Here is a 19,663-nt window from a genome sequence, read left to right on the forward strand (position 1 = left end):
CGGGATTTTAGACCTGGGCGTTGAAACCGGCTTCGAAATGCTCATGCATCACTGCCATATTCCGCTTTACAGCCGTTGTCGCCTTGTCTCGCCCCAGCTCGCGAGACTTTGAACCGGCTCTCAGGCCTATATGGAGGCGTCGGATTTTACTATCAAGTGAGGTCTGAAAGGAGAGCGTTGCTCGGCGGCGTCCGCATCCGGCCCTGCGTCGGCGGGGTGAAAACGAATCGGCGAGCCCGCGGCGCAAACCCCTCCGAACGCTGCGCATCGCCTGTCAAATCGTTGTATACTCTCGCGTTTTTCTTCAGCAAGGCCATCATCATGGCAGACAAGATTCCAAGCATCGGCTTCGTGTCGCTGGGCTGTCCCAAAGCCTCCAGCGACTCCGAGCAGATCCTGACCCGCCTTCGCGCCGAAGGCTACGATATTTCCGGCAGTTACGCCGGCGCCGACCTGGTGGTGGTCAACACCTGCGGCTTCATCGATTCCGCCGTGGCCGAGTCCCTGGACGCGATCGGCGAAGCCCTGAACGAGAACGGCAAGGTCATCGTCACCGGCTGTCTGGGGGCCAAGGGCGATGTGGTGCGCGACGCGCATCCGTCGGTCTTGGCCGTGACCGGCCCGCACGCCACCGACGAGGTGATGAGCGCGGTGCACGCGCATCTGCCCAAGCCTCACGATCCTTTCGTCGATCTGGTGCCGGACATCGGCGTGCGGCTGACGCCCAAGCATTACGCCTATCTGAAGATTTCCGAAGGCTGCAACCATCGCTGCACCTTCTGCATCATCCCGTCCATGCGCGGGGATCTGGAAAGCCGGCCGATTCACGATGTGCTGCGCGAAGCGGAGAACCTGGCCAAGGCCGGGGTCAAGGAAATCCTGGTGATCTCGCAGGACACCTCGGCTTACGGCGTGGACACCAAGTACAAGCTGGGCTTCCACAACGGCCGTCCGGTGAAGACCCGGATGACCGAGCTGTGCGAGGAACTGGGCCGCCACGGCATTTGGGTGCGTCTGCATTACGTCTACCCGTATCCGCATGTGGACGAGGTGATTCCGCTGATGCGCGACGGCAAGATCCTGCCCTATCTGGATATCCCGTTCCAGCACGCCAGCCAGAAGGTGCTGAAGCTGATGAAGCGTCCGGCCAATAGCGACAATGTGTTGGCGCGCATCAAGAAATGGCGCGAGATCTGTCCGGAACTGGTGATCCGCTCCACCTTCATCGTCGGTTTCCCCGGCGAGACCGAGGAAGACTTCGAAGAATTGCTGAGCTTTATCCGCGAGGCGGAACTGGACCGCGTAGGCTGTTTCACCTATTCGCCGGTGGAAGGCGCCACGGCCAACGATTTGCCGAACCCGGTGCCGGAAGCGGTGAAGGAGGCGCGTAAAGAGCGTTTCATGGCGGTGCAGGAAGAGATCAGCGCCCGTCGCCTGGAGCGCCGCGTCGGCCAGACCATGCAGGTGCTGGTGGACGAGATCGACGACGAAGGCACGGCGATTTGCCGCAGCTACGCGGACGCGCCGGAGATCGACGGCCTGGTGTTCGTCGAGGACGCCGCCGGCATGCGCGCGGGCGAGTTCTATTCGGTGAAGATCGTCGATTGCAGCGAGCACGATCTGTGGGGCGAGCGCCTGTCGTCCTGATCCGCCGACAAGAGCCGATCCACGCGGCGCGTCGCTTTCTGGCGACGCGCCGTTTTCATTTCAGCTCCGGCGCAGCAGGCGCTGGCGTGCCACCCAGGCTTGGCCCAGGCTCAGACCGCCGTCGTTGGGCGGCAGCTGCTCCGCGGTCAGCGGACGCAGGCCGGCCTGCTCCAGCAGCGGCAGCAGTTGCGCCATCAACTGGCGATTGCCGCAGCAGCCGCCGGCCAGCGCCACGATGCGGGTGCCGGTGGTGCGCGCCGCCTTGATCGCCCAGTCCGCCAGCGCGGCGGCCAGCGTGGCGTGCCACAGGCTGGCGATGGCCTGGTCGTCGTCCAGCCCGCAAAGATGGCGCGCCAGCGGCGTCAGGTCCAGCAGATTGGCGCGGGTGCGCCAGCCGCCGGCCAGCGGCTCGGCCGGTCCGGCCTGAGCCTCCAGTCTTTGCGCGGCTTCGCTTTCGAAGGTTTCCACCCCGCATTGGCGGGTCAGGCCGGCGATGGCGCCGAACCAGCGGCCCAGGCTGGTGCTGTCCTGGCAGTCGCGGCGGATGGCGAGCTGCTTCTCCAATTGCTGGGCGCCGGGCTGGGCCGCCAGCCGCGGCGGCAGCGGTCCCAGTTCCAGGGTTTGCCACAAGGCCACGGCCAGCTTCCACGGCGGCAGCCGGCTGCGTCCCACGCCGGGCAGCGGCAGCGGCGAGATGTGGCCGATGCGCTCGCAGCTGTCGCCGTCCACCAGCATCATTTCACCGCCCCAGGCGCCGTTGTTGTGGCCCAGGCCGTAGCCGTCCAGCGCCAGGCCCAGCGCCGGCTCGGTCACGCCGTGTTCGGCCAGCACCGCGCCCAGGTGGGCGTGATGGTGCTGAACCCTGATCAGCGGCACCTCCCATTGCTTGGACAGGTGTTCGGCCAACAGGCTGGAGTAGGTGCCGGTTTCCAGATCGCAGGCCACCGCCTGCGGGGCGACGCCGGTGAGGTCGAGCAGATGGTCGGCCGCCTGCTGCAGCGCCTCGCAGGTCAGCGGATGGTTGAGCGCGCCGATGTATTGCGACACGAAGGCGTCCTTGCCGCGCAGCACGGTGGCGGTGGCCTTCATATAGGCGCCCAGCGCCAGCACCGGCGGGCCGTCCAGCGCCAGCGGCACCGGGTCCGGCACGAAGCCGCGCGCGCGGCGGAACAGCAGCGGCCGCCGCCGTTCCAGCGACACCACGCTGTCGTCGCAACGGGTGACGATGGCGCGGTTGTGCAGCAGGAAGACGTCGGCGACCTGGTTCAGCCGTTCGCGCGCTTCCTGGTTGCCGGTGACGATGGGCTCGCCGGACAGATTGGCGCTGCTCATCACCCACAGCCGCGAGCAGGGCTGGCGCAGCCAGCTGGCGCCGCCCGGGCGGCCCAGCGCTTCGTGGAACAGCAGCCATTGCAGCGGGGTGTAGGGCAGCATCACGCCCAGCGCGGACAGGCCGGGGGCGATGTCCGGCAGCAGCTGGTCGGCTTCGGGCTTCTTGTTCAACAGCACGATGGGGCGTTCCGGGCGCTGCAGCCAGGCGGCTTCTTCCTCGCTGACGTGGCAGAGCGCGCGGATGGATTCCACGTTCAAGGCCATGATGGCCAGCGGCTTGCCGGGGCGATGCTTGAGTTGGCGCAGCCGCGACACCGCCGCCGGGCTGGCCGCGTCGCAGACCAGATGGAAGCCGCCCAGGCCTTTCATCGCGATGCTGCGGCCCATATTGAGGATTTGCACCGCGCCGACGATGGGGTCGCCGTTCAGGCTTTGGCCGAAGCGGTCGGTCAGTTGCAGCTTGGGGCCGCACACCGGGCAGGCGGTGGGCTCGGCGTGAAAGCGGCGGCTGTTCGGGTCCAGGTATTCCTGGCGGCAGACCGGGCACAGCGGAAAGGCCAGCATGCTGGTGTTGGCGCGGTCGTAAGGCAGCCGGTGGGTGACGGTGTAGCGCGGCCCGCAATCGGTGCAGTTGATGAAGGGAAAGCGGTAGCGGCGGTCGCCGGGGGTGAACAACTCCTCCACGCAGCGCGGACAGGTGGCCACGTCGGCCGGCAGCCGGGCGTGGGTGACTGCGCCGCTGCTTTCTTCTATTTGAAAGCGTTGTTCGGCGTCGCGCAGCGGGATGTCGCGTTCTTGCAGCGCGTCGATGTGCGCCAGCGGCGGCAGCCGGGTTTGCAGCGCTTGCCGGAAGGCGCTCAGCGCCTGCGGTTCGCCCTGCAGTTCCAGCGTCACGCCTTCGCCGCTGTTGCGGACAAAGCCGGTGAGGCCGCATTCGCTGGCTGTGCGCCAGATGAAGGGACGGAAGCCGACGCCTTGAACCCGGCCCTGAACCGATAGGTGGATGCGTTGTTGGCTCATGGTGCTTGTGTCGCTGTGTGGGTGGTAGGGCAGGTCATGCGCAATGCCGCCAGTCCGAGAGGCCGTTCACAATCCGCTGCGCGGTGAGTGCTGCGTTGGGAATGCCGATGTGCTAAGCATGCATTCCGCTGTCTCCGCCGCAACGCCTGGTCCCGCTCCGGCTTGAGGGATCGTCAACAGGCTCTGAGAGGTTTTGTTGCGATGCGCAATACCTTTGTCATTTCCTTGGCGAATTTAAATTCGCCGATTCTGTTGCCAGCCTAGCAGCGCTCCCCGGTCTCGCGCTTTGTCCTAGATCATGTATATGAGTATTTGACGATTTACTGAATGCAAAGGGAATGCGCTGGAGGAGGGCGGGGCGGGAGCGGAGCGGAGATCTCGGGTCTCGACGCCGCTGCGGGGCGGGGCTGTTGCAATCCGACTACATGACGGCGGTTTGCATCGTTATAATGCCATTTGGAATTTTTACGTGAACAGCCCGGCTTGGATTGTTAATGTATTACTTAAAACAGTGTATAAAAGAAATCTCTAGCCCTGACATCCTGGCGTGCGCGGCGGATACGCCGCTGGCGGAAGCGGCGCGGCGCATGTTGCTGGCGGGCTGCGGCTCCATTGTGGTGCAGGACGAAGCGGGACGGCCGCTGGGGATTTGGACCGAGGCCGACGCGCTGGCGCTGGACCGGCTGGACGGCGCGGCCGGCATGCGGCCGGTGGGCGGCGCGATGAGCGCACCCTTGGTGGTGCTGCCGCACGATCTGCCGGTGAGCGAGGCGGTGGCGCTATTCCGCGAGCGCGGCATCCGGCATGCGCTGGTGGAACAGGCCGGCAAGCCGTGCGGCGTGGTGTCGCTGACCGATATCGTATTGAGTCAGGGCAGCGAATCCTTTCTGGGCGTGCGGCGAGTGGTGGCGGACCGCGCGGCGCCCTTGTGCCAGCTGGGGGCGGCGGACTCGCCGGAGCAAGCGCTGGCCCTGATGCGGCTGCAGGGCGCCACCGCCTTGGCGGTGCGCTTTGACAACGGCGACTACGGCATCCTGACCCTGCGCGACCTATTGCGGCTGTTGGCCGAGGGGCGCGCGCCGGCGACCTTGGCCGAAGCCTGCTCCTGGCCGCTGTTGGGCGTGCGCGACGGCAGCAGCCTGCTGCAGGCCAGGCAGTTGATCCTGCAGCACAAGATCCGTCATCTGGCGGTGTACGACGCCGACGGCGTTCTGCTGCAGCTGCTGGGTTTCCGCGACATCATCCAGATGGTGGAGCAGGAGTTTCTGCAGGAATTGCACTCCGCCTTGCGCGAGCGCGACGACGCGCTGCTGCATTCGCGGCGCAGCTTGTTGCTGGCGGACAAGGTGTTCGAATCGACGCTGGAAGGCATTCTGATCACCGACGGCAACGGGGTGATCCAGATGGTGAACCCGGCGTTCAGCCGCATCACCGGCTATAGCAGCCAGGAGGCGCTGGGCCGCACGCCCGCCTTGCTCAAGTCCGGCCGACAGCCGGCGGATTTCTACCAGAAGCTGTGGCAAAGCCTGAAAGAGAGCGGAGTCTGGCAAGGCGAGGTGGTCAACCGCCGCAAGGGCGGCTTGCTGTACACCGAGCATCTGAGCATTACCGCCATCCGCGACGCGGACGGCGAATGCCTGCATTACGTGGCGGTGTTCTCCGACATCACCCAGCGCAAGCAGTCCGAGGAGCGGCTGCATTTTCTGGCCAATCACGACGCGCTGACCGGCTTGCCGAACCGGACGCTGTTTCTGGAGCGCTTGCAGGAGGCGATAGAGCGGGCACCGCCGATCCAGGTCCAGTTCGCCTTGTTGTTCGTCGATCTGGACCGTTTCAAGCTGGTCAACGACACCCTGGGCCATCACGCCGGCGACGAATTGCTGGTGCGCATCGCCTCGGTGCTGTTGCAGCACGCGCCGCCGCACTCCACCGTGGCCAGGCTGTCCGGCGACGAGTTCATCCTCTTGCTGCCGACGGTGGAACGGGTCACCCAGGTGGCGGCGCTGGCGCAGCAACTGCTGGACGGCGTCACCGAGCAGTCCGGCCTGACCGGCCACGAACTGTTCATCTCGGCCAGCATAGGCATCAGCATGTATCCGGAGGACGGGGTCAGCGCGGACGCCCTGTTGGTGAACGCGGACTCGGCGATGTACCAGGCCAAGGAGCGCGGCAAGAACAATTTCCAGTTCTACACCTCGGACATGAACGCGCGGGCGATGGAGAGGCTGAAGCTGGAGTACAGCCTGCACCGCGCCTTGGCCCAAGAGGAACTGGAGGTGTGGTATCAGCCCAAGGTGGAGTTGGCCACGCGGCGGGTGGTGGGGGCCGAGGCCTTGCTGCGTTGGCGTCATCCTGAGCTGGGCCTGATGGCGCCGGCCAAGTTCATCCCCATCGCCGAGGACGGCTCGCTGATGGTGCCGATGGGCGAATGGGTGCTGGACACCGCTTGCCGCGACTGGGCGCTGTGGCGGAGACAGGGCCTGACCCCGGGGCGGATCGCGGTCAATGTGTCCGGCCGCCAGCTCAAGTACGGCAGCTTCGCCGACACGGTGGCGCACACGCTGCGCCGGCATGGCCTGGATAGCGGCGAACTGGAGCTGGAAATCACCGAGAGCGTGGCGATGGACGAGGACTGCGGCATGGTGGAAGCCTTGCAGCGGCTGCGCGAGCTGGGCGTCTATCTGTCCATCGACGATTTCGGCACCGGCTATTCCTCGCTGTCCTATTTGAAGCGGCTGCCGGTCAAGGGCTTGAAGATAGACCGCTCCTTCATCATGGACTTGCACCATGACGGCGACGACGCCGCCATCACCCGCGCCATCATTTCCATCGGCCGCAGCCTGGGCCTGGAGTTGGTGGCCGAGGGGGTGGAGCTGGAATCACAGCGGGACTTCCTGTTGCAGCAGGGCTGCCGTTTGGGCCAGGGTTATCTGTTCAGCAAGCCGCTGCCGCGAGCCGAGTTCGAGGCGTTGTTGGCGGCGCGGGCATGAAAAACGGCGCCCATGGCGGGCGCCGTTGTCTTCCTGCGGCGGAGGGTCAACCGGGGCTTAGCCGCCGATCTTGTCGCGGCCGCCGAAGTAAGGCCGCAGCACGGCCGGAATGGTCACGCTGCCGTCGGCGTTCTGGTAGTTTTCCAGCACCGCCACCAGGGTGCGGCCCACCGCCAGGCCGGAGCCGTTCAGCGTGTGCACCAGCTGGTTCTTGCCGTTTTCGTCCTTGTAGCGCGCCATCATGCGGCGGGACTGGAAGGCCTCGCAGTTGGAGCAGCTGGAGATTTCGCGATAGGTGTTCTGCGCCGGCAGCCAGACTTCCAGATCGTAAGTCTTGGCGGCGCCGAAGCCCATGTCGCCGGTGCACAGCGTGATCACGCGGTAGGGCAGTTCCAGTGCCTTGAGGATGTTCTCGGCGTGGCCGACCATGTCTTCCAGCGCGGCGTAGGAGTCTTCCGGCTTCTCGATGCGCACCATCTCCACCTTGTCGAACTGGTGCTGGCGGATCATGCCGCGGGTGTCGCGGCCGTAGCTGCCGGCTTCCGAACGGAAGCAGGGCGAGTGCGCGGTCAGTTTCAGCGGCAGCTCCTCGGCCTTGAGGATGCTGTTGCTGACGGTGTTGGTCAGGGTGATTTCCGAGGTGGAGATCAGGTACTGGTCCACATTGCCTTCTTCGCCGCCCTTGGTCACCTTGAACATGTCTTCGGCGAACTTGGGCAGCTGGCCGGTGCCCAGCAGCGCGCTGTCGTTGACGATGTAGGGGGTGTAGTGCTCGACGTAGCCGTGATCGCCGGTATGGGTGTTCAGCATGAATTGGGCGATGGCGCGGTGCAGCCGGGCGATGTCGCCCTTGAGCACGGTGAAGCGTGCGCCGGACAGCTTGGCGCCGGTGTCGAAATCCAGGCCCAGCGGCGCGCCCACGTCGACGTGGTCTTTCACTTCGAAGTCGAACTGGCGCGGCGCGCCCACGCGGCGCACTTCCACATTGTCGTTTTCGTCCTTGCCCGCCGGCACCGATTCGTGCGGCAGGTTGGGGATGGACATCAGCCAGGCGTCCAGCTGTTTTTGCACCGCGTCGAAACCTTGTTCGGCGGCTTTCAATTCGTCGCCCAGCGTCGCCACTTCGGCCAGGATGGCTGACACGTCTTCGCCCTTGCCCTTGGCCACGCCGATCTGCTTGGAGGAGGCGTTGCGCTTGGCTTGCAGTTCCTGCATGCGGGTTTGCAGGGATTTGCGTTCGGACTCCAGCTGGTTGAAGGCTGCGGTGTCCAGGGTATAGCCGCGGCCGGCCAGACGGGCGGCGACGGCTTCGATGTCGTTGCGAAGCAGATTGATGTCGAGCATGGTTAGGTTGGTCCTGTTTCTTTCACTTATTCGGAGTCTTGCCGGGCGTCGTCGTCGAGCTGACGCAGGAAATCCAGCTTGTCCCTTATTTTGCTTTCCAGTCCGCGCGGAGTCGGCTGATACCAGCGCATGTCTTCCAATCCTTCCGGCAAATAGGTCTCGCCGGCGGCGTAGGCATGGGGTTCGTCATGGGCGTAACGGTATTCGTGGCCGTAGCCCAACTCCTTCATCAGCCGAGTGGGCGCATTGCGCAAGTGTACCGGCACCGGCCGGGATTTGTCCTGCTTGATGAAGGCGCGGGCCTCATTATACGCCTTGTAGCCGGCGTTGCTCTTGGCGGCCACGGCCAAATACAGCGCGGCTTGAGCCAGCGCAAGTTCGCCTTCCGGGCTGCCCAGACGCTCGTAGGTGGCGGCGGCGTCGTTGGCGATCTGCATCGCGCGCGGATCGGCCAGGCCGATGTCCTCCCAGGCCATGCGCACCAGCCGGCGCGCCAGATAGCGCGCGTCGGCGCCGCCGTCCAGCATCCGGGTCAGCCAGTACAGCGCCGCGTCCGGATTGGAGCCGCGCACCGATTTGTGCAGCGCGGAGATCTGGTCGTAGAAGTCGTCGCCGCCCTTGTCGAAGCGGCGCGCGTTGACGGTCAGCACCTCGGACAGGAAGTCGCGGTCTATCTGACCGGTCTTGCGCGCGTAGGCGGCGGTGCGGGTCTGTTCCAGCAGGTTGAGGAAGCGGCGGGCGTCGCCGTCGGCGTAGCCGGTCAGGGTGTCGATGGCGGCGTCGTCGAAGCTCAGCCCCTCCAGCGCACCGTTGGCGGCGGCGCGTTCGAACAATTGGCGCAGCTCTTCTTCGTCCAGGCTGTTGAGCACATAGACCTGGGCGCGGGACAAGAGCGCGGAATTGACCTCGAAAGAGGGGTTTTCCGTCGTGGCGCCGATGAAGGTCAGCAGGCCGGATTCGACGAAGGGCAGGAAGGCGTCCTGCTGGCTCTTGTTGAAGCGGTGCACCTCGTCGACGAACAAGATGGTGTGGCGGCCGGAGCGCTGCAGCGCGGCGTGCGCGCGCTCCACCGCCTCGCGGATGTCCTTGACGCCGGAGAACACCGCCGACAGCGGGATGAATTCAGCGTCGAAGCTGGCGGCGAGTATGCGCGCCAGCGTGGTTTTGCCTACGCCGGGCGGGCCCCACAGAATCATCGAGTGCGGGGTGCTCGCTTCCACCGCCAGCCGCAGCGGCTTGCCGGGGCCGATCAGGTGCCGCTGGCCGATCACCTCGTCGAGGCGGCCGGGACGCAGCGCTTCAGCCAGCGGTTTTTTCGGTTCATTGGCAAACAGATCGTTCATGGCGGGGTTCTGCGGCGGGGAAAATCAAAGCGACAGTATATCAGTTGATCCGCCGGGCGCGGCTGCCGCGCGGATTTGTTGCGGCGCAAAAAATCTGGCGAGGACGGGGGATTGCTGGCAAATTGTTTCCATCGTCATGAGACGGGGAACAAAGGGGATAAACAATGCAAGCCATGGATACCGGCCGCCTGATTCTGCGGCCCTTCGACGAAAACGACCTGGACGCTTTTTACCGGCTCGGCACCGTGGCCGAGGCCATCCGCTATGTCGGCAATACGCCCTTCGGCTCGCGCGAACAGGCTTTGCAAGCGATGCGCGACGGCCCGTTGGCGGACTACGAAAAACACGGTTTCGGCCGAGTGGCCTGCGTGTGGAAGGACAGCGGCGAGGTGATCGGCTTCAGCGGCCTGAAATACATGGCGGCGGTGGACGCGGTGGAGCTGGGCTATCGCTTTCTGCCCGAGTACTGGGGCTTGGGCCTCGCCACCGAGTCCGGCCGCGCCTGTCTGCGTCTGGCGCGGGACGTCTACGCGCTGGATAGGCTGGTGGGCCTGGTGCACCCCGACAACGCCGGGTCCGCGCGCGTGCTGGGCAAACTGGGCTTCGCGGTGGAGGGGAGGGTGAGTTTGGACTTCATTCCGGACACGCCGGTGGAGGTGTTCGCCAGGCGCTTGCTGGCCGACGAGGCCTTGTGAAGCGAGCGCTCGAAGATCTGACCCGAATTCTGCAACCCGCCGCGCCGGCGGGTTTTTTCATTGGGCGCCGCCAGGGTGGAATCTGGCGGTTTTGCCGAATTTGACGCGCGTCAAATGCGCTCGTGGTTGCGCATGACATGGGTGAAATCTGATGCATAGAATCTCGCCGTGATAATTTTTTTGTCATCGCCATGAAACTGCATCTAGACGCCGAAGTGCTCGCCGACTTCGTATCCGCCCTGTTGGGGCCGGACAGCGAGGTGGCGGTGCACGATCTGTCCAATCCCAGCGCTTCGCTCAAAATCATCCGCAACGGGCATGTGTCCGGCCGCAGCGTCGGCGCGCCGGCCACCGATCTCGCCTTGAGCATGGCGCGGGAGTGTTCCGGCAAGGGCGGCGAGGATTACCGGCTGAACTACCGCAGCAAGACCCGGAGCGGCGTATCGCTGCGCTCGTCCACCTTGGTGATCAAGGACGACGCCGGCCGCGCGCAGGCCATGCTTTGCGTCAACTCCGACGACAGCCGCTATAAGCGCGCGCTGGAGGCGGTGCAGGTGCTGCTGCCGGCGGAACTGTCTCACGATCCGCACCAGGAAACGCTGTCGCAGGGTATCGACGATGTGGGCGTGGGCATCATGCAAAGCGTGTTGGAGCAATACGCGATCGATCCGGCGCGCTTGTCCGGCGATGAAAAATTGGAGGCGATCCGGGAATTGAATCAGCGCGGCTTGTTTTCCGTCCGCGGATTCGTCGGCAAGGCCGCGCAGGCGCTGGAGATTTCCGAGCCCACGCTTTACCGCTATCTGAAGCAGTGTCGTGACTGAGGGCTTCTGATTCGCGTCCGTCGTCCCTTCCCGCGCTGTTGGCGCAGCGCGGCGGGGACATCCAAGCATCCGGTTGGCGCCGGAGCGCTTGGGACAGCAATGAAACCACTAAAGGATCAACGAGTATGGACATCACCCAGGTGGGCGTCAAGCCCAGGGCAAGCGCTGCCGAGCGCGCGGGAATGAGCGAGGCGGAGTGGCGGGAGGCGGTGCGTTTCGACGGCATCGACCGCGGTTGGGTCGTGATGAGCATAGGCATGGCGATAGGCGCCGGCATTGTGTTCCTGCCGGTGCAGGTGGGGCTGATGGGCTTGTGGGTTTTCCTGCTGTCGTCCGTCATCGGCTATCCGGCGATGTATCTGTTTCAGCGTCTGTTCATCAACACCCTGGCGGAGTCCCCCGAGTGCAAGGACTACCCCAGCGTGATCAGCGGCTACCTGGGCAAGAACTGGGGCATTTTGCTGGGCGCGCTGTACTTCATCATGTTGGTGATCTGGGTCTTTGTGTATTCGACCGCCATCACCAACGACAGCGCCTCCTTTCTGCACAGCTTCGGCGTCACCGAGACCTTGTTGTCCGCCAACCCCTTCTACGGACTGGGCCTGATCTGTCTCTTGGTGGCGCTGGCCTCCCGCGGCGAGCAACTGCTGTTCAAGATTTCCACCGGCATGGTGTTGACCAAGCTGGGCGTGGTGGCGGTGCTGGGCCTGGCCATGGTGTCGGAATGGAAGCTGGTCAATGTGGGCGCTTTCCCGTCCGTGGGCAGCCTGATCAAGGACGCCATCATCATGCTGCCGTTCACGCTGACCTCCATTCTGTTCATCCAGAGCCTGAGCCCGATGGTGATTTCCTACCGCGCGCGGGAAAAGTCGCGCAAGGTGGCGCAATACAAGGCGATGCGGGCGATGAACATCGCCTTTGGCATCCTCTTCGTCACCGTCTTTTTCTATGCGGTGTCCTTCACTCTGGCGATGGGGCATGAGCAGGCGGTCAAGGCCTCGCATGAAAACATCTCGGCCCTGGCCATGGTGGCCAGCAGCATGCCGGGCGATATGGTCAAGCTGTTCAGCCTGATCCTGAATATTTTCGCGGTGATGACCGCGTACTTCGGCGTTTATCTGGGCTTCCGCGAGGCCTGCCAGGGCCTGGCGATGAATCTGCTGCGCCGGGCGATGCCGGAGGAGCGCATCCGTCCGGATTGGGTGGCCAAGGGCATCATGGTGTTCACCGTTTTGCTGTCCTGGGGCGCCATCGTGCTGAACGCGCCGGTGCTGAGTTTCACCTCGATCTGCAGCCCGGTCTTCGGCCTGGTGGGCTGTTTGATCCCGGCCTATCTGGTCTACCAAGTGCCCTTCCTGCACAAATACAAGGGCGGCGCGCTCAAGATCATCATCGCCACCGGCCTGCTGTTGTGCGTGTCGCCCTTCCTGGCCTTCTCCTGAATTTCCGCCGCCGTTCCATTTTGCGGGCGGCGGCAAGACTTTGATTTAATTTGATTGGAAAGCTAATCACCATGTGTACATCGACTCTCAACACTGATTTGTGGCCGAAGTTCGTCAAGGCGGCACGCGCGGAAGTGGCGCCGGCGCTGGGTTGCACCGAGCCGATTTCATTGGCCCTGGCCTGTGCCATCGCCGCCAAGACGCTGGGCCGCGCGCCTGAGCGCATCGAGGCGCGGGTATCGCCCAATCTGATGAAGAACGGCATGGGCGTGACCGTGCCGGGCACCGGCGCCGTGGGCCTGCAGATCGCCGCCGCGGTGGGCGCGCTGGGCGGCGATCCGGACGGCAAGCTGGAAGTGCTCAAGGGTTTGAGCGGTGAAACGGTGGACGCGGCCAAGCGCATGCTCGCCGAGCATCGCGTGACGCTGAGCATCGCGGACGTGCCCAACATCCTCTATTCGGAAGCCCGGGTTTTCGCCGGCGAGGAGACAGCCCGCGTCTGCATCGCCGATTCGCACACCCATGTGGTGCTGATCGAACGCAATGGCGCGGCGTTGTTCCGCGCTGAACTCGAGACCTCCGGCCAGGCCGGCGCCGCGTACGATTTTTCCGAGGCGACGGCGCGGGATGTCTACGACTTCGCCACCCAGGCACCGCTGGAGACCATGGACTTCATCCACGAGGCGGCCACCTTGAACGAGGCGCTGTCGCGGGCGGGCATGGGAGGGCAGTTCGGCCTGCATATCGGCGCGACCTTGCACAAGCAGGTGAGCGCCGGCTTGCTGTCGGACAATCTGCTGACCCGCATTCTCACCCGCACCACGGCGGCGTCCGACGCCCGCATGGGCGGCGCCACCCTGCCGGCGATGAGCAATTCCGGTTCCGGCAATCAGGGCATCGCCGCCACCATGCCGGTGGTGGTGGTGGCCGAGCATGTCGGCGCCGACCGGGAAACCCTGACGCGGGCGCTGATGCTGTCTCACTTGATGGCGATTTACATCCACGCCCGCTTGCCCAAGCTGTCCGCGCTGTGCGCGGTCACCACCGCGTCCATGGGCGCGGCGGCGGGCATGGCCCATCTGTTGGGCGGCGGCTACGCGGTGGCCGGCATGGCCATTTCGAGCATGATAGGCGACCTGGCCGGCATGATCTGCGACGGCGCGTCCAATAGCTGCGCGATGAAGGTGTCCACCTCGGCCGGCTCTGCTTACAAGGCGGTGTTGATGGCGCTGGACGGGGTGTGCGTGGCCGGCAGCGACGGCATCGTCGAGTGCGAACTGGACGCCTCCATCGCCAACCTGGGCAAGCTGGCCAGCCAGGGCATGGTGCAGACCGATGTGCAGATTCTGAAAATCATGATGGACAAGCAGGCGGCCGCCGCGAGCTGATGCGGCGGCGGGTTTGCGCGCGGCCGGCGTCCGGCTTGACGCCCTCGAAGCGGAACGGTTTCGGGGGCGTTTCTCATGGCGTGGCGTGTTTGCGTTTGCAGCGTCCAGCACGAGAATCGGGCAGGCGATGGCGCAAAACGACAGTGTTTTGCGGCGCGCGCGTGATGATTCCGGACGCGGGAAATCGCCGCTGTGCGGGTTTTTAAGGGGAGGGCCGCGGCGCTGCGCCGCTAGGAGCTAAAACCAGGAGATGGTGCGAAAGGAGAGACTCGAACTCTCACGCCTTGCGGCGCTGGAACCTAAATCCAGTGCGTCTACCAATTCCGCCACTTTCGCTTTGATGCCGCTTGCAAATCCGGCCAGAAGCCCTAATTTGCAAGGGAGTGCAAGAATACCCGAAGCGCTTTCCCGGCGCAAGCCGGCCCGCCTGGAAACTTATTGCCACGGCGGCGGTCACTGTCGGTACAATTTGATAAAAATCCCTTTGGAGAAAGGCTTAATTATGCACCCGAACCTTGAGACGGCCTATCAGACGACCGGTATGGCCGAGGTACGCCATAAGGTTCTTCGCAATACTTATGGTTTGCTGGGCTTGTCGATGATCCCCACAGTGATGGGGGCCATCGTTGGCACCAATATGAATTTCGGCTTCCTGGCCGGCAGCCCCATCATCGGCATGCTGGCGATCCTGGCCGTGTTTTACGGCCTGGTGTTCGCCATCGAGAAAAACCGCTACAGCTCGGCCGGCGTGTTCCTGATGCTGGGCTTCACCTTCCTGATGGGCTTGCTGTTGGGGCCCTTGCTGCAACTGGCGTTCAAGTTTTCCAACGGCGGCCAGCTGATCATGACCGCGGGCGCGGCCACCGCGCTGGTATTTTTCGTGATGGCGGGCATCGCCACCACCACCAAGCGCGATCTGAGCGGCCTGGGCAACTTCCTGACCGTGGGCGCCATCGTGCTGATGGTGGCGGTGGTGGCCAACATCTTCCTGCGCATGCCGGCCTTCCACCTGATGATCTCGGCGGCCTTCGCGCTGTTCAGCTCGCTGATGATTCTGTGGCAGGTCAAGGTGGTGGTGGACGGCGGCGAGGACAGCTATATTTCCGCCGCGCTGTCCATCTACATCAGCATCTACAATCTGTTCACCAGCTTGCTGCAACTGCTGCTGGCCTTCGCCGGCGAGCGCGACTAAAACCCGCGCCGGCATCGCCTTCCAATCAAAACGCCCCGTCCGGGGCGTTTTTTTGTTCCTTTTTTTTCCCTTCCCTAGCGCTTCTGTCTGACAAATCCTGACGCCCGCCCACCGGTCCGGCGGCGCTTTCGGCTGGCCGCTCGCGGCGTGGCTGGCGGTGGCTTGTCTAGTTCTTTCCCTGCTAAGCGGTTGATTTTGACAAGATTTTTCGGGCTTTGTTGCTTCGTGTTGTCATATTTGCGAATGGGAATTATTGCATTTTGTATTATGAAGTTTTTATATACGATAAAAATAAATAGGACTTTGGCATTTTTGGTTTTAATGATTCACTGCTTAGGCAGGCGCCGCTTGGGCCGGCTGAACGCGGCGACGGACGCCGCCTCGGCGGCCCGGCGCGAGCGCCGACGCAGGTTCGCCGCATGGCGCCCGGAGCAGGGCGGCTAGTGTTCCGGGTTTGGGCGCCGGCGAAGAACCGAGGATTTCACCGCCGCTGGCAGGCGGCGGCGAATGGCCGGGAGCGATGGGGTGGCAGCCCCGGACTCGCGGCGGTTGTTCCCTATCGACAGCAGTTTCGACACTTAGGAGATGCAATGCGTATCCATATCACGGTGGGCGCGGTTTCGCTGGCCCTGGCGTCCCTGGCCGGTCAGGCCGCAACGCCCTTGCAAGCGGGAGATCCGCTGGTGTCCCAGCAATGGTTCCTGCAAAACACGGGGCAGAACGCGTTTTCGCAACGCGGCGGCGTGGCCGGCATCGATCTGAACCTGGCGCTCAGCCATTCGCGCAGCATCCAGGGCCGCGGCGTGACGGTGACCGTCATCGACGACGGCTTGGAAATCCGCCATCCGGACCTCGCGGGCAATGTGGTGCCCGGTTCCAAGAACCTGGCCAACAATAGCGACGACCCGACCCCCAGCTCGGCCACCGACAGCCACGGCACGGCCGTGGCCGGCATCGCCGCCGCGGTGGGTTTCAACAATCTGGGCGGCCGCGGCGTGGCGCCGGCGGCCAGCCTGAACGGCTTCAACTGGCTGAAGGCGCAAACCACCGCCGGTTGGATGTTGTCTCACGGCAAGTCGCCGAGCGACAGCGCCGGCCAGTCGTCCACCCTCTCCCGCGTGTTCAACCAGAGCTACGGCAGCTCGGCGATCCGCTCGATCCCGGGCAATCCGGACACCGATATGACGCTGCGGGTGCGCGACGAAGCGCACGAGGACGTCAGCCTGCGCAGCAACGGCGGCAAGGGCGCGGTCTTCGTCAAGTCGGCGGGCAACGCCTACGTCAGCTTCCAGTCCGGCTCTGACGACGACGGCAAGCCTACTTATGTCTTGGCCAAGGCCGGCAACGACGGCCTGCCGATCCAGGACTCCAACCTGACCACCGACAACAGCAATTACTGGAACGTGGTGGTGTCGGCCTTGAACGCCGACGGCGTGCGCTCGTCCTACTCCTCGGTGGGAGCCAACGTGCTCTTGACCTCGCCGGGCGGCGAGTACGGCACCGCCAGCCCGGCGATGGTGACCACCGATCTGGTGGGTTGCGACCGCGGTTCCAACTCCACGCTGCGCCCGTCCACCAATCAGTTGCACGGCGGCACTGCGCTGGACCCGAATTGCGATTACCGCGGCACCATGAACGGCACTTCCGCCGCGGCGCCGGCCGCCTCCGGTTCGTTTGCGGTGCTGATGTCGGCGTATCCCAATCTGAGCGCGCGCGATGTGCGCGATCTGCTGATCAAATCGGCGCGCAAAGTGGACGCCAATCATGCCGGCGTGACCCTGGCGTTCAAGGACGCCAAGGGCGGCGCGCACAGCTACCAGGCTTTGCCGGGATGGCAGAACAACGCCGCCGGCCTCGCTTTCCACCCGTTCTACGGCTTCGGCCTGATCGATGTGGACAAGGCGGTGGAACTGGGCCGCAATCACAAGCCGCTGACGGCGCTGGAGAAGACGCGCTGGCAGACGGTGTCGGTGATGAAGGCGATTCCGGACGCCAGCGAAGCCGGCCTGGACAGCGCGTACACCCATGCCGAGGATTTGACGGTGGAAGCGGTGCAGGTGCTGGTGGACGCGAAACACGGCCGCGCCAACGACCTGGCGGTGGAGCTGATCTCGCCGGCCGGCACCCGCTCGGTATTGCTGTCGCCGCGCACCGGCCTGGTGAACGAGAGCTACGGCCTGAACCAGCAGCGCCTGTTGTCCAACCACTTCTACGGCGAATCGGCGCGCGGCCAATGGCGGCTGCGCGTGATCGACACCAATGGCGCCGAGTACTATTACGACTACCGCGACGCTCAGGGTCAGCGCACGCTGAGCCTGCCCAACGCCGCCGGCACCCTGCGGTCTTGGTCCATCCGCTTCATCGGCCACAAAGGAGCATAACGATGAAACATTCCCTGATTCTGGCCGGCCTGCTGGCCCTGGCCGCCGGCGCCCAAGCCGCCGACGTTCCGTCCTTCAAGCAGAAGCCGGGCGGTCAGCCGCTGGTGATCAACGGCAAGACTTATTACAAACAAGCGGCGCCGGCCGGCAAGCTGCCGCTGGGCGTCAGCGCCCGCTCGGCGGCGAGCGAAGGCGGCGCGACGCTGAAGCGCGGCGACGTGCTGCGTTCCGAAGGCGAACTGGCGCCGTCCAAGGTCAGCGGCGTGGTGATGGTGAAGCTGGCTTCGCCGCGCGACGAGGCCGCGCTGGCGCGCGATCACAGCCTGAGCGTGCGCTACCGCACCCAGAGCGTGGTGGTGTTCGACGCGCCGGCCCAGGCCGAGCTGCTGTCCTTGCAGCAGCGTCTGGCCGCGGACAAGCGAGTCAAGCAGGTGCAGTTGGAGGTGTTCAGCAATAGCGAGTTGCCGCAGTAAGGGCGTTCGCCAGTCCAAAGGACGACGCCGGCCCGGGGCCGGCGTTTTTCATGCCTCGGCGGTGTGCGGCTGCAGGTGGCGGGTGTTTTGGCCCAGTTCCACCAGCAAGCGATCCAGCCGCGCGATGGCGTCGGCGATGGCCTGGGTTTCGCCGGACAGGCTGCGCGTGGATTCGCCCACCGCGGTGATGTCGTGGGCGAACTGGGCGAAACCCTGGTTCTGATTGGCTTCCGCTTGAGACATCTGGCTGAGCAGGCTGGCCAGCTCGCCGGTTTCGCGGATGATGCCGGAGAGTTTTTGCTGGGCGTCCACCGAGTGGTCGCGGCCGGTCCGCATCTGCTGATTGCCGTCCCGCATCGCCACCAGCGCCTGATTGGTGCCGTCGACGATCAGCCGGATCTTCTGCTCAATGTCCAGGGTGGCGTTCTGGGTGCGCTCGGCCAGCTTGCGCACCTCGTCGGCCACCACGGCGAAGCCGCGGCCCAGCTCGCCGGCGCGCGCCGCCTCGATGGCGGCGTTGAGCGCCAGCAGATTGGTCTGGTCGGCGATGTCGCGGATCAGCTGCACGATGCCGCTGACCTCGGCGCTGCGTTCGCCCAATTGTTCCAGCCGGCCGGAGGCCAGCGCAATCACCTCGCCGGCCTTGCTCAACTGGCGCACCGCCTGGTCCATCGCCTCGCCGCCGCCCAAGGCCGCCTGGCCCGCGGTGTGCGCCAGCTGGGTGGCGGTTACCGATTGCTCGGCGTTCTGGCTGGTGACCACCGCCATCTGCTGGGCGATCACCACCATGTCCTCGGAGCGTTCACGCTGGCTGGCCATGGTGTCGGCCATATTGCCGGTGCTGCCGGCGATGTCGCGGCTGGCGCTGGAGGCGGCCTGGATGGACTGGGTCAGCTGGGCCATCAGCTGCCGCATCGCCTGTTGCGCCTGTTCGGCCTCGCGCCGCGCGCTTTCCAGTTTCTCGAAGCTTTTGACCTTGGCCTTGTCGAAAGCCAGCGCCAGGGCCAGCACCACCAGGGACAGGCCGGCCAGAGACTTGGCTTGCAGCTTGGGGATTTCCGCGTGGGGAATCGGGTTGGCCGGCAGCAGGCCGCGGGCGCTCAGCCACAGGAAGAGCCCGATGGCGGCCGCGGTCAGCGCCAGCCAGACCATGCCGGAGACGCGGGTGGCGACGAAGACGGCGGTGAAGGGAATGGCGGCGAACCAGACAATGCTGGTGGATTGGATGCCGCCGTTGACGTAGACCATCCAGCACACCATCGCGTACATGCAGCTGGTGATGAATTCCGCGCTGAAGCGCACCGCGCCGCTGAGCTTGAGCAGCAGCGGCCCCAGCAGCAGGCCCAGGCCGCCTAGCGCGATGCCGGCGGCCATCGCGCTGTGGCCCAGTTGCAGGTATTCGACGGCGAACAGCGGCGCCACCAGACCGGCCAGCAGGCCGACGCCGACGACGGTGCGGCCGCGGATCGCCTGTTCCGGGGATAGGCGGACGCGGTCCGGGATGAACCATTCGGTGATGGTTTGAATCGACATGGAGTGCCCCTCTGATGCGTTGTAGACGCGGCTGCGGACGCAGCTTGTTGTTGTGCGGC

The 19,663-nt window shown here is 64.9% G+C and carries 13 protein-coding genes and 1 tRNA gene; 9 read left to right on the top strand and 5 right to left on the bottom strand.

What is annotated here, in order from left to right:
• Window positions 1-321 precede the first annotated feature (321 nt).
• The gene (rimO, locus tag QUG03_RS10645; protein WP_107801704.1) at window positions 322-1,647 is read left to right on the top strand and encodes a 30S ribosomal protein S12 methylthiotransferase RimO; all 1,326 of its coding nucleotides are present in this window, start codon (window positions 322-324) and stop codon (window positions 1,645-1,647) included.
• 60 nt (window positions 1,648-1,707) lie between these two features.
• Here the strand turns inward: rimO and hypF are convergent, their stop codons facing one another.
• The gene (gene hypF, locus QUG03_RS10650; protein WP_500819961.1) at window positions 1,708-3,999 is read right to left on the bottom strand and encodes a carbamoyltransferase HypF; all 2,292 of its coding nucleotides are present in this window, start codon (window positions 3,997-3,999) and stop codon (window positions 1,708-1,710) included.
• 494 nt (window positions 4,000-4,493) lie between these two features.
• On the opposite strand from hypF, the gene QUG03_RS10655 reads away from it, so the two are divergent.
• The gene (locus tag QUG03_RS10655; protein ID WP_500819962.1) at window positions 4,494-6,989 is read left to right on the top strand and encodes an EAL domain-containing protein; all 2,496 of its coding nucleotides are present in this window, start codon (window positions 4,494-4,496) and stop codon (window positions 6,987-6,989) included.
• Between the two features lie 57 nt (window positions 6,990-7,046).
• Here the strand turns inward: QUG03_RS10655 and serS are convergent, their stop codons facing one another.
• Window positions 7,047-8,333: a serine--tRNA ligase gene (gene serS / locus QUG03_RS10660; protein ID WP_107798636.1), complete on the bottom strand. Its 1,287-nt coding sequence runs from the start codon at window positions 8,331-8,333 to the stop codon at window positions 7,047-7,049.
• 26 nt (window positions 8,334-8,359) lie between these two features.
• Window positions 8,360-9,676 (bottom strand): replication-associated recombination protein A, encoded by a 1,317-nt coding sequence (locus tag QUG03_RS10665; protein ID WP_227104292.1) that lies wholly within the window; start codon window positions 9,674-9,676, stop codon window positions 8,360-8,362.
• Between the two features lie 164 nt (window positions 9,677-9,840).
• Between QUG03_RS10665 and QUG03_RS10670 the strand changes: the two genes are divergently transcribed.
• From QUG03_RS10670 to QUG03_RS10685, 4 genes are all read left to right on the top strand, one after another.
• The gene (locus QUG03_RS10670) at window positions 9,841-10,371 is read left to right on the top strand and encodes a GNAT family N-acetyltransferase (protein ID WP_107798638.1); all 531 of its coding nucleotides are present in this window, start codon (window positions 9,841-9,843) and stop codon (window positions 10,369-10,371) included.
• A 191-nt stretch (window positions 10,372-10,562) separates the two neighbouring features.
• Window positions 10,563-11,195, top strand: a complete 633-nt coding sequence (locus QUG03_RS10675; protein WP_500819963.1) for a helix-turn-helix transcriptional regulator — start codon at window positions 10,563-10,565, stop codon at window positions 11,193-11,195.
• A 125-nt stretch (window positions 11,196-11,320) separates the two neighbouring features.
• Window positions 11,321-12,637: an SLC5/6 family protein gene (locus QUG03_RS10680; protein WP_488877414.1), complete on the top strand. Its 1,317-nt coding sequence runs from the start codon at window positions 11,321-11,323 to the stop codon at window positions 12,635-12,637.
• Between the two features lie 71 nt (window positions 12,638-12,708).
• The gene (locus QUG03_RS10685; protein ID WP_500819964.1) at window positions 12,709-14,025 is read left to right on the top strand and encodes an L-cysteine desulfidase family protein; all 1,317 of its coding nucleotides are present in this window, start codon (window positions 12,709-12,711) and stop codon (window positions 14,023-14,025) included.
• Between the two features lie 251 nt (window positions 14,026-14,276).
• On the opposite strand, the gene QUG03_RS10690 is transcribed toward QUG03_RS10685, so the two are convergent.
• A tRNA-Leu gene (locus tag QUG03_RS10690) sits at window positions 14,277-14,361 on the bottom strand.
• Window positions 14,362-14,527: 166 nt separating this feature from the next.
• Here QUG03_RS10690 and QUG03_RS10695 point away from each other — a divergent pair.
• The 3 genes from QUG03_RS10695 (at window position 14,528) to QUG03_RS10705 (ending at window position 18,071) form a co-directional block, all read left to right on the top strand.
• Complete coding sequence (locus tag QUG03_RS10695; protein WP_039753556.1) at window positions 14,528-15,217, top strand: Bax inhibitor-1/YccA family protein; 690 nt, start codon at window positions 14,528-14,530, stop codon at window positions 15,215-15,217.
• A 590-nt stretch (window positions 15,218-15,807) separates the two neighbouring features.
• Window positions 15,808-17,598: a S8 family serine peptidase gene (locus tag QUG03_RS10700; protein WP_227104284.1), complete on the top strand. Its 1,791-nt coding sequence runs from the start codon at window positions 15,808-15,810 to the stop codon at window positions 17,596-17,598.
• A 2-nt stretch (window positions 17,599-17,600) separates the two neighbouring features.
• The gene (locus QUG03_RS10705; RefSeq protein WP_107800096.1) at window positions 17,601-18,071 is read left to right on the top strand and encodes a serine protease external chaperone; all 471 of its coding nucleotides are present in this window, start codon (window positions 17,601-17,603) and stop codon (window positions 18,069-18,071) included.
• A 48-nt stretch (window positions 18,072-18,119) separates the two neighbouring features.
• On the opposite strand, the gene QUG03_RS10710 is transcribed toward QUG03_RS10705, so the two are convergent.
• A complete protein-coding gene (locus tag QUG03_RS10710; protein ID WP_500819965.1) occupies window positions 18,120-19,604 on the bottom strand; it encodes a methyl-accepting chemotaxis protein in 1,485 nt (494 codons plus the stop codon).
• Window positions 19,605-19,663: the final 59 nt, after the last annotated feature.

It is taken from the genome of Chromobacterium sp. CCUG 30098 (genome assembly GCF_059916605.1).